The following is a 12001-nucleotide window of genomic DNA, read 5'->3' as shown; positions in this document are numbered from 1 at the left end:
TGAAACTAACTTTTTGATACTTTATGAATAAAGTTTTCGGCTACGCACGTGTTTCGACAATCGACCAAAACCTTGATACACAAATTGAAGCCTTAGAAAAATTTGGCTGTGATAGAATTTTTCAGGATAAGATTTCTGGAGTAACTACTCAACGACTTGCCTTAGATGAAATGCTTGCTGTTTTGAGAGAAGATGATACCGTTGTTGTCGCTCGCTTTTTTAGGTTGGGAAGAAACAGAGACCATCTAATTAATTTAGTTAATGACTTTGCAAGAAAGAAAATAAATTTCAAAGCTCTTGATGTTGGAATTGACACAACCACGCCCGCAGGAAAACTCATATTATCCATTTTTGCATCTCTGGCTGAATTTGACCGTGAAACTATCTTAGAAAAAACAAGGGCTGGGCAATTGTTGGCAAAAGCGAAGGGAAAGCATATTGGAAGACCGACTGGTATTAATCAACAGAACTACGAAAGGGTTAAGACTGCTTTAGAAAAAGATATGTCTGTTTCAGAAATCGTAAAACTCACAGGTATTAGTATTTCATCCGTAAAAAGATATAAGAAAAGTATTGAAAGCAAATAATATAACTAACTCCCTAGTTTGAAAAGTGGATTTTTCGCAAATTTGCAGGAAGAACCTCAATTTTCAATTTCTTTTGCCGACTCAATTCCGAAACCAGACCAATTACTTTTCTCCATGTAGTAGTTAGAACCTAACGAAGCATCAAAATTAGCTTGTTCATTACGAAGAACTTTGCTTGGAATAGATTTTAGTAAGTTTGAAATTTCTTGGTTTGTAACACCTATCAAAATTTCTTCAAGATGTTTTACATTATGCCATTCAATAAACTTGATATTCTCCCAATCCTTATCTCCACCTTCTGAAATTTCTTTGAAAATATCTAATTCTTGTTTTTTGATTTCATCATCACTAAACCATTTACCAAGTCTTACATCAAGTCGCTCTGTTTCTTTGTCAGGTAAATTATTTTGTGCAAATTGACGGAATAAAAGTTTTAATTCGGCAATACCTTTGTTTTCTTGGTTTAAAAATTCAATGCAATCAACAAATGGACGTCCCGCCCCAATTGGTGGAAGTTGTCTATAATCACCGACAAGAATAAATCGTTCAACTCCAGAGGAGATTAAGAATTTACTTAACAGAGCTGTTCGAGAAATGACACAGCAGGTTAGTGCTGAGTTTGGGTTTTAAGTTTAATAATTTTAGTTTTAGTCAGTATTGTAATATTATACTTGCATGTATGAAAAATAATCTAACTTTAGTAGTTGATTAAGGACTAAGTGTTGTTTCTAGTTCAAGTTTGTGTGGAGTGGGAATTAATACATTATTCCACACCTTAATAGTTGATAAATATTTTACTTATATACATTTTCAATTTACCCTTATCTGCTTATATACCTGACATTTTTTAATGTAGATTGTGCTATGATTAAACTATGTAATTTAATCTTAATTGGAATAGTGAATTTTAATTTATCTTATTGAAGACTTAAAAATTCCTCGTAGAGAATCTTTGCATAATATTTTCCATAATTGCGAATAATGACTTTGCTCAGGATAATCGGGATCAGAAATACAATAAAGCTAATGAGCCCAATGGTAATTTGATCAGGTAAATTATTACTGTAACCATACCAGATAATAATCGCAGAGAAAAATAAGGCAATAAGGCTACCGCCAATGAGGTTTCTCCAGAAACCATATTCAATATTGTGCTGTAAAAGCATCTCATTTCCTCTAAGTACGTTTCTTATTTGTGAAACGGCAGTAACTATTAGTTTTCGTGCATTGTCACAATTCTGCTGTTCTTCATCAGCACTTAAAAGTTCAATTTGGAACTTAGCAAGGATTTTGTCTCTGATTTTATTTTTTATAGCAATAGGATAGTATGTATTATTATTCATCAGTAAATTATTTGTCGTAGGCATATATAATTCATCTCTAAAATACCAACGCTGAAAAATTTCTTTTGCAACGAATCGGTTAATTTGTACTAGTAAAAAAATGATTGCTGCTGATAATCCTAAATGTGTAATCAGGGGTAAAATATCATAAATATTTTTCAATGGTATAGCGAACTCCACAGCTATAATTTTATTGATAAAAATTAACATTGGAACTGCTGTTATTAATGCTGGAAACAAACGAGCGCGATAAAAATATATTTTTTTAAACATTGAAGATTTGGATTAGTTATTATTAATATTCAATTCCGTAAAATAATAAAGTTTACCTGCTGGATGCAAAGTACAAGAAGGCTTACCTGTATTTGAAAAGATTATCATTGCCGGACAGGAAGTCAAGTAGTTCTTTTCAACTGCTATCTCGGATAAACTCTTTATATCTGTTCCGCTTGGTTGATTATTGACAGAGGGATGTGAGTGCCATTCTCCGACATATACGATATTCTGGCTCGATTGCTTATATCGTTCATCTAAGAAAGTCTGACAAAACTCAACATCTTTCTCAAATTTTGTAGAAGTCATGATCGCTTTAGGTCCAGGCTCCGAAACATGAGTCACATAGACATTACCTTTATCATCAATTTTGCCTGCCATTACTCCTCCCGTCTCAATAGATGGATTATTTTTGATTAGCGATTGCATAAACGCTATGCATTCAGGATCTATGGTCACACTGACCTTTGTTTCGTGGTGACAATAAACGCAATTCTTATGCGGGGGTATATGTTGTGAATATAAGTGATTAGGAGTCGTTAATGGTGTACCTGTAATTTCATCCGTTGTCCATATCCAATGATTATTCTCAGATTCTCCATTTTGTATATGTTCAATCACCAAACGGGTTACCATTGCTGAGATAAATTTTAAGTCTGCAGCACTAGCAGGCCTTATAGGATTGTTGCATTCATTTTTCAGGGTAGGATAATCAGGATCTTCAGGGATGTCGATAAAATTATCCCTATCTTTTCTGTAAAGATGGAGGCATTGAAAACAAGCATCTTTACCAGGAATTACTCGAAAAACACGAGCTGTCTTACCTCCGCGCAAAGCACGAACATAGAAAGCTGTTTTGCCTGCCATGACCAGTTGTTGGTTGATAAAACCTTCCACATTGTCATCTGCTACTGAACAGATAGAAAGTGAATCGTCTTGCAAATCTACAACAGCGTTAAGATTGTACAGATTACCAATCAATGGGTTAATAATTACAAAAGGGTTGTGGTTTTGGAGTATATGGAAAACAGCATGAACTTTTGGAGCACCAATATATTCTATGCCAGCTAGATGTCTGACGGCATTGTGAGCTTGTATGGTTTGATTATCAAATAATGCTATGTTGCCTACACCAGCTTTAGCAGTACAATCGGCGATTTCACTTCCTATTGCTCCAACACCAAGGATATTCACAAAGGCATCTTTAAGTATCATATAATCAGCTCTTTTGCTATTGCGTTGATGAAATGTCTCTGGTGTCAGTTTGTCCGATTCAACAGCTTCTACTTTCTCATAGCAATCCAGAATAAACTGCATCTTTTTTATAACATCGTTTTCTGCTCCACCCTGAAAAAGAACTAAGGATTCTTTTTTACGAATTTTAAATAGTTGAAATTCAAATAGACCTTTCCTGTTAGGAAAACGTATTGCAATATAGAAGAAATCAGCTAGAGATTTAAAACTATCTACACATCGGGTAGTTACCCTTTTGAGACCTACTTCATAATCTCCGTTGCCAATAATAAATATAAGGTCTGATAGTTTTTCAAAAGGAAGTGGTTCTTGCGAGATATGAAACCAATGTGCTTTTAGTAATCGTCGATCTTCAATCAACTTAGTAACAATTGTTGATTCAGTATAGATATCAAACGAAGTTTTAATCTTTTCATGAAGATAGAGATGACTGATATCAATTGGAAATGGTTGAATTAGTTGATTTTCACCTATACCATCAATAAAACATCCAGAATATATATACTTATCTTCATTAAAGTTGATGGCTTTAGGAACAACCTTAAACAATGTTGCGTAAAAATCCCCTTCTAATAGAGATGCATCTAGAAAATTTTCTCCATAAAATAACTTTGTATCATTATTAATAAAATTAAAGTGCACTTCAAAGTTTACCTCTTCACTGTCAAGAGGATATTGTCCTGTAATATGTCCAGCGCACCAGTCTCTTACTCGTTGAAGAATAGTAGCAATTCCATAAAATCTTCCCGTGCTATCAAGCTCGTCTCTTTCTAATATACATAATTCACCTGAGCTATTCTGGTGGCGCAAATTATAATAAAACTTAATAAGAGGCCTACTCTTTTTAATTGCATCAATTAAGTTTAGGGTTGCTAACTCCTTGACTTGTTGCTCAGAAAGATTGTTTTCTAGAGGAAAAACCATTGGGAGGTGGTAAGGGGTAGCATTTGTATAAATAATCAATATTGGAAATCGATGAATGCCATTAATTCGCACAATGATGTTACCGTGCGAGATAAACAAGTTATCCCGATGTTGAGTCAGTTCCTTATAATTGCTATCATTTGATAAAGCAGTACTTTCTTGACGAAGGAAGTCTGGATGATTTTTGAACCATTGTAACATTATCCCATGGGTTTATTGTCTAGTCTGGAAGTTTGTGAGCCTATATAAATATCTTGATAGGATTCATTTTTTTTATTACTATCATCCTTATCATTAGCTTTTCCATATTCTTGAACGAGTTCCTTATCTATTTTCAATTCTATATTTCCTTCAGCATCAATATCGACAATGACAGATTCAAGTTTTGCACCCAGATGTAAAATATTGTCTTCGTCTACATGTTTTTTATATAATTCCATAGCATCATCATGTGGATGTCCATGCGGGCTTTCTTTTTGTTTGGGTGCACTGATAACCAAATAAATAGGTTTAATTTCTTCTATGTGTTTTTCGTATATATCCTCATCCTCCTTGTTTTCCTTGAAAAACGTTCTTGAGCCGTGATGACTAGCACTGAGTAAGTAAGAAGGTAGGCTTTCCTTATGATAGTCGGTTATATGTTCTTTCCATGCTTCTTTGTCAGAGTCTCCAGTAATCAAGATACTTTTAGCATCTTTACCATAAGTAAACTTTATTACACCACATTGCTCATGAATTCTTCTATCACGTTCATCAGCAGTACCCTCTTCGATATCTTCACATAGATACTGGGCAGGTGATAGTACTTGATAGTCTATTAGACCAAGTTTTTTAATAATCTCATTGTCTTCAGAAGTTCTGATTTTATTTAAGTCATTAGTGCCTAGAAGAAAGTATTCATTGTTTTTCCCGACTGCTTTAACTACAGATATAAAATCTTCATATTTCTTTTTATGTACACCACCTGCCTTGTGATTAGAATGCCAAACCTCTTTAAAACCGATTTCATCATAAATCTCCTTGATACCACCTACATGATCATTATGTGGATGAGTATTAATAAACTTACTAAGTTCGCCACTTGTTTTGAAAAGATCCTTGAATAGAGCTACAATATCTATTTCATTTTCTTCATTATCTTTATCGGAATCAATTAAAACATATTCATAATCGTTAACTGTTGAACCAGTAGGAATTACCAAAAGGGTTGATTCTCCTTGGCCAGTATAAAGGAATATTGCCCTCAAAATGCTAGGTTTTGTAGGTTTAATTATTTTCTCAGCTACTGTCATAAAGATTGGATTTGTTATTATAAAGTATTACTATAAAATATAGTCAACTTTGAGTCCAATCTAAATATGCCGAGTTATAATGTCACATATTGGCAGGCATATTATGTATATAAAGATTATTGCAATGTCATTGGAAGGACAGGGTTTACGGTTCCCTAAGTAAAAAATGTCAAAATGACAGAGATAGTAAAATAATTAACATCAAACTCAATTTTAATTTGGCCTAATCACTTCAAATTCAAAGTGCTTGGAGTTTTATACAATAAGGTTAAGAAAACAATAATGGATTAATTTGTCGTGTAAATAGTTTTTTATAAAAATAGTGACGAATTTACTTACGAATTTTAATAATATTATAACCTTTCCCTAAAACCGAAGTACAATAATTTAATCCAATAATTTTCTAACTTTTTCAAAATCAGGATGTGAAATACCTGCTTTTTCTAGTTCTAACAAATCATTTAAGAAAGTCTCTTTTAAAGGTTTATTATTGTTTGCTATCAAAGAATATTTTTCTTGATATATAGTTTTTGCATCCTCCCATCGATTTTGTAAAAGCAATGCTAAGGCTAAATTGCTATAAATCCTGTTTTCACTAAGTAAACCATTACGAGCATAATCTTCAGCTAATTTAAATTGTTTACAAAATAGAGCATACCATGAAGCATTTCCATAACTCGAAGCTTTTTCATATTCTTCTGTATTAGGATATATTTTATAGAACTCAATAATAGCTATTTGCAAGGAAAGTTTCTGAGTATAAATGGAATCTTTTTCGATTAATTCAGGAAAAAAATCAGAAATCTCTTTTGCTTTTTGCCAATAAGTATCATCATTAAATGTAGAAGCCATGATTTGATAGTTTTCTAATATTTTTATCACTAGAGTTTCAAGCTTTTCAAGATGATTTTTGCTTATGTATAAAAAACGAGAATAATTAAATTGTGTTCGTGCAAGATAAGATAAAAACTGATGAGGATTTTTCTTGGCTAAATCTTCATAAATTTGTAAAGCTCTTTCATAAAAACTTACAGCTTTATCCTTTTCATTATTAATACTGTAAAAAACTCCCAAATTGTTTAAGGTCAAGGCAATATCGGGTAAAAACTGTTCTGGATTTGTACCAGCTAAGGCTTCATAAACCTGTAAAGCTTTTTGATAAGCACTTATTGCTTTATCTTTTGTATTATTATCACGGTAAAGACTCCCCAAATTGTTTAAAACACCAGCAATCTCAGGTAAAAACTTCTGCGGATTTTTCTTGATTAAATCTTCATAAATCTGCAAAGCTGTTTCACAAAAACTTATAGCTTTATCGTTTATATTATTAACACTATAAAAAATTCCAAAATTAGTTAAGGTCAATGCTTTATCAGGTAAGAACTTTTCTGGGTTTTTATTGGCTAAGTCTTCATAAATCTGTAGAGCTCTTTCATAAAAACTTAGGGCTTTATCCATTATATTATTATTACGGTAAAAAGTTCCCAAATTGTTTAAAGTCTTTGCGAGATCAGGTAGGAACTTTTCTGGGTTTTTCTTGACTAAGTCTTCATAAATCTGTAAAGCTCTTTGAAAAGAATTTAAAGCTTTATCTTTTACATTGTTAACCCGGTAAAAAGTTCCCAAATTATTTAAAGTCTTTGCGAGATCAGGTAGGAACTGCTCTGGATTTTTTTTAGCTAAGTTTTCTTGTATCAGTAAAGATCTTTCGAAATAATTTATGGTTTTATCATATACATTATTATTACTATATGCCCTTGCTAAATTGTTTAAGGTACTAGCAATATCTGGTAGAAATTGCTCTGAATTTTTTTTTGCTAAGCCTTCATAAATTTTCAAAGCTTTTTCATAATGCCTTATTGCTTTTTCTATTATATTGTTATTGCTATAAAAAGTCCCTAAATTGTTTAGCGTACCAGCAAGGTTTGGTAAGAATTGATTTGGTTTTTTTTTGGCTAAGTCTTCATGAATTTTTAAAGCTCTTTCAAAAGCATTTATAGCTTTATCCATTACATTATTAACACTATAAAAAATACCAAGATTGTTTAACGTAACGACAAGGCTTGGTAAAAACTGATCTGGGTTTTTCTTAATTAAATCTTCTTGTATCTGTAAAGCTCTTTCATAATAACTTAATTCTTTATTATTTTCATTATTATCACCGTAAAAATCCCCTAAATTATTTAAAACCATGGATAGCTGAGGTAAAAACTGTTCTGGATTTTTCTTGGCTAAGTCTTCGATTATCTTTAATGCTCTTTCATAATAACTTAATTCTTTATCTTTTATATTATTACTACTACAAAAACTGCCCAAATTGTTTAAGGTCATAGCAAGATTAGGTAAGAATTTCTCTGGATTTTCCTTGACTAAGTCTTCATGTATTTGTAACGCTTTTTCAAGATAACTTAGAGCTTTATCCTTTATATTATTATTTTTGGTGTAAAAAATTCCCAAGTTATTTAATATGTTTGCAAGAACTGGTAAGAATTTCTCAGGATTTTTTTTGGCTAATTCTTCATAAATTTGTAAAGATTGATGGTAAGCACTTATAGCTTTATCATTTTCATTATTTTCACTGTAAAAAAGACCAAGATTACTTAAGATATTCGCAATATTAGATAAGAATTGTTCGGGATTCTTCTTTGCTAAATCTTCATAAATTTTTAAAGCTCTTTGTAAAGAATTTATAGCTTTATTATTTATATTATTATGATAAGAAAGTCCCAAATTCTCTAAATTTATAGCAACGTTAGGTAAGAATTTTTCAGGGTTTTTTTTAGCTAAATCTTCATAAATTTTTAAAGCTCTTTGTAAAGAATTTATAGCTTTATTATTTATATTATTATCTTTATAAAAAACTCCTAGATTGCTTAAAGTCATTGCTAGCATTGATAAGAATTGTTTTGGATTTTTTTTAGCTAATTCTTCATAAATTCCCAACGCTCTTTCATAAGAGTTTAAGGCTCTATTCTTTACATTATTATCATTGTAAAAAACTCCTAAATTATTTAAGGTTAGTGCTAGCATGGGTAAGAACTGTTCGGGATTCTTCTTCGCTAATTCTTCCTGAATCCGCAAAGCTTTTTCAAAAGCATTTATAGCTTTATCCTTTACGTTATTAGCAGTGTAAAAATTCCCGAAATTATTTAAGGTCATAACTAGTACAGGCAGAAATTGTTCTGGATTTTTTTTTGATAATTCTTCATTAATCTCTAAAGCTTTTTCATATGCACTTATGGCCTTATCCTTTATATTATTTATATTGTAAAAAACCCCTAAGTGGTTTGAGATTACGATATAACTCCTTAAGAACTTCTCTGGATTATCCTTGGCTGAGTCTTCATAAATTTGCAATGCTCTTTCGTATAATATAGCAGGCCGTTGGGCTCTATTTTGTTCAGCTAAAAAACGAGCATATTCAAAAATTGTATTTACATTATTAGTATCTGCTTGATAAGCTTTTTCAAATAATTCCTCTGCTTGTTTAAATTGATATAAATTTTGTTTTAGCTGAGCTTTAAATATATAAGTAGCTATCGCTGCATTTAACTGTTTATGCCCTGATTCATCTAAAATCTTGGCTAATTGTATTTTGAGCTTAGCTTGTTTTACCTGATTATCTATTTGATTTTCATTTAATACTTTGTCAGCTTGTTCTACATTTCCCTGCTTGAAAAAACTGTAAGCACTCGAAATGTAATCAGGTATCTCCTCTGAGTCAAGTATGCTCAAAGTAGTAGCCAATCTTTGAGCAATCGTTTCTTCATTTAGTTTATCTTTATTGACTAATTCCAAAAGGTTATTAGCCTTTTCTAAATCTTTTTGTAGTTTTTGATAAGCGATGTAATTCTTACCTTCTGCTTCCTTTATTTTAGTTACTAATCCATTAATTTGGGCATATAGTTTTTCTCTTTCTGTTCAAATCTTTTTCGAATAATAATTCCTATTTCTATTTCAAAATAAGCTAAAGCATATTTTTCTTTTTCTTCTTTCAAAGACATTATTACGAATACTGTATCTTTTTTTTGGTGCGAGAGTTTGTAGCTTTTGAAATCGAGGTTATTGATGGGAAAATAGTTTGCCAATGAAGCATTAATATTAACAGTCATTCCCGCAGTTTTATTATGGGAGCTTTTTAAATTTGGGTAAAGACATTTCCCATCACTAAGCGTGATACAATTACCTTTATTATCGACACTTATACTAACCCCTTCAATTGCTTTGCCTGTTTTAGTATTTAGATGAGTCGTTAATAAAAGGCTTTTTTCTTGTCCCAAAGCAATTTGAGCCCAAGTAATCATTAAGAAGATTGTTAAAAATAGATGTGTTTTCATAGAGATATTATTTATTTCTCTTTCTCAATAAGATATCGCAAGGTGTAGCAGTGTTACATATAATACTCCCACTATAAGTGTCGTTAAAGGCTTGAATTTTTAGGTCATCTAATTGGTTATTCTTAGGAAGTTCCAAATGATAATTTCCTTGAGAATCTGTTTGAGTCTTGACACCTGCTGCTTGTACAATGATGTTTGATAAAGTGTTTTGTGTATCAAATTCAAAATGAACTGTTCCTTTAATACAACAACGATTTGGAGCAGGTTCTAATCGCAATGTCAAGATTTCAGAAGACGGTATCTTGAAGAAAGCACTTTTTCCAAGTTTTTCCAACTGCCAGTCATTGGTTAAAATTTCAATTTGCACACTATCAATATTAGTGCTGAGCGGGAGCAGGATTTCACTATCACTATCCAAATCATAGGCTTTACTATTCTTTCCTATTCTTATTTTTATTACCTGCTTTTCATGAGCTAGAATGGATTTTCCTTGTAAATCGATAATTTGTATTTTTAGACTAGATTCAGTAGGGATGGGTGTAAGTAATTTAAACGACCAGCCTATTAGAATAATAAAAAGTGCGTATGCTCTCTTTGCACTTAGATATTTATAATTTATATTAATACTTCCTCCCCATAATGGAGATAAGCTAGTAATACCAAAAATGAACAAAATGGCTATTAAAAACAATTGGAGATTGTTTTTAACCTGAAGGAGAAAGGCGCCATATAACGCTACTCCTATAGCTAAAATACCACATAGAATTTGAATATAAGGATTAATGGTTGAATTTGTGCCTTTAGTCATTTTAATTTATTTAAACAGGTGAATTTTAATTAATTACTATATCAAATATATGCAAATAATTAAAAAAATCAAGTGTCAAATAAACCTAATTATGTAAATGTACTATAGGCAAAAGATACTGGCTTCTAATAAATATAATAATCCTTTATTGGTAATTAAAAATACGGAGTTTGACAGCATTACTCCGTATTTTTAATTAATTACTTATCCATTTTAATAGTATAACTTTTCCCTATAACAGTCGTTTTATATGTCACACCAGTTATTAATACAAGAGGATTTACAACTTTCTTAGTCTCATATTTGGGTTGTAGAATTCCATCAATTTTATTTTTTTACAAGTCATTAAATATACGCTTTCACGTCTTGTTTTTTCGGTTTTGCTTCCAAATGGGCAAAATAAAAACCAAAGTTTTTCAAACTTCATTTCTCTTTCAACATTATTTGAAACGACAATGTCTTCTTTTTTCAAGTTTTGGATATTTCCCGCTTGGTCAATATTGTTAATGCCTTGACCAACTCTATTATGGCTAACAGTAGAACATGAGGCAAAAAATAAAGAAATAATAGAACTAAATACAATAACTGTTTTTTTTCATTTGTGTATTACGAGTTTAAGTTTTACAATAAAATTACTGAGTATTGATATTATTATTAAAGCCAAATAGCGTTTTTATATTAAAATAGGGTATTAATACCTGTTTGTTTTTAACCACTAAATTAGGTTGTTATCAATTTCAAACTATTGATAAAATTTCCTCAAAGCTGTTTTCATTTTTACTTTTCCATACCTTTTTACTTCTCTAATATCTTGATGACCTGTAAATTCCATCACAATATGTGGTTCTATCAATCTATCATTTAGGCAATGGTTAACAAACGTCTTTCTACCAGTATGAAAGGTTATTTGTTGTGCATTATGATAGTTGATTTTTTCTAAGGCAATTTTGATGTAATCATTTACTTTTGGGTTAGAAAGTATGGGTATTTTCTCCAGACTATTCCCAAATTCTTGATAAATTTCTAAAGCAAATCCCCAAAGTGGAGTTGAATAAATAGAAGATACTTTTTGTCTTTTATTGGTTATTACTAGTCCAAATTCGCTATCTTTTTCAATACAATCATCTTTCAAAGCAATCATATCTGCATAGCGAATACCAGTACAACAGCTAAAGATATACAT

At 31.2% G+C, this 12001-nt stretch carries 10 protein-coding genes; 1 reads left to right on the top strand and 9 read right to left on the bottom strand.

Annotated elements, in window-relative coordinates; genetic code table 11:
• Positions 1 to 23 precede the first annotated feature (23 nt).
• Complete coding sequence (locus ABID42_RS23120) at positions 24 to 587, top strand: recombinase family protein (RefSeq protein ID WP_367285676.1); 564 nt, start codon at positions 24 to 26, stop codon at positions 585 to 587.
• A 56-nt stretch (positions 588 to 643) separates the two neighbouring features.
• Here the strand turns inward: ABID42_RS23120 and ABID42_RS23115 are convergent, their stop codons facing one another.
• The 9 genes from ABID42_RS23115 to ABID42_RS23075 form a co-directional block, all read right to left on the bottom strand.
• The gene (locus tag ABID42_RS23115; protein WP_367285675.1) at positions 644 to 814 is read right to left on the bottom strand and encodes a hypothetical protein; all 171 of its coding nucleotides are present in this window, start codon (positions 812 to 814) and stop codon (positions 644 to 646) included.
• A 690-nt stretch (positions 815 to 1504) separates the two neighbouring features.
• Positions 1505 to 2203 (bottom strand): hypothetical protein, encoded by a 699-nt coding sequence (locus ABID42_RS23110; protein WP_367285674.1) that lies wholly within the window; start codon positions 2201 to 2203, stop codon positions 1505 to 1507.
• Between the two features lie 12 nt (positions 2204 to 2215).
• Entirely contained in the window at positions 2216 to 4582 is a 2367-nt protein-coding gene (locus ABID42_RS23105) for a ThiF family adenylyltransferase (RefSeq protein WP_367285673.1), read from the bottom strand.
• Entirely contained in the window at positions 4582 to 5673 is a 1092-nt protein-coding gene (locus ABID42_RS23100; protein ID WP_367285672.1) for a ComEC/Rec2 family competence protein, read from the bottom strand. The genes ABID42_RS23105 and ABID42_RS23100 overlap by 1 nt, the downstream gene beginning before the upstream one ends.
• Before the next feature lie 387 nt (positions 5674 to 6060).
• Positions 6061 to 9471, bottom strand: a complete 3411-nt coding sequence (locus tag ABID42_RS23095) for a tetratricopeptide repeat protein (RefSeq protein WP_367285671.1) — start codon at positions 9469 to 9471, stop codon at positions 6061 to 6063.
• Between the two features lie 83 nt (positions 9472 to 9554).
• Positions 9555 to 10010 carry a hypothetical protein gene (locus tag ABID42_RS23090; RefSeq protein ID WP_367285670.1) on the bottom strand — a complete coding sequence of 152 codons (456 nt, stop codon included), beginning with the start codon at positions 10008 to 10010 and terminating at the stop codon, positions 9555 to 9557.
• Positions 10011 to 10017: 7 nt separating this feature from the next.
• On the bottom strand, positions 10018 to 10818 hold the full coding sequence (locus ABID42_RS23085; protein ID WP_367285669.1) for a hypothetical protein: 801 nt from the start codon (positions 10816 to 10818) through the stop codon (positions 10018 to 10020).
• 280 nt (positions 10819 to 11098) lie between these two features.
• Positions 11099 to 11290 (bottom strand): hypothetical protein, encoded by a 192-nt coding sequence (locus ABID42_RS23080; protein ID WP_367285668.1) that lies wholly within the window; start codon positions 11288 to 11290, stop codon positions 11099 to 11101.
• A 270-nt stretch (positions 11291 to 11560) separates the two neighbouring features.
• Positions 11561 to 12001, bottom strand: coding sequence for a tyrosine-type recombinase/integrase (locus tag ABID42_RS23075; protein ID WP_367285667.1), 441 nt, complete (start codon positions 11999 to 12001; stop codon positions 11561 to 11563).

Source organism: Arcicella rosea (genome assembly GCF_040543805.1).
Lineage (GTDB): Bacteria > Bacteroidota > Bacteroidia > Cytophagales > Spirosomataceae > Arcicella > Arcicella rosea.
This window is presented reverse-complemented; position numbering and strand designations above follow the sequence as displayed.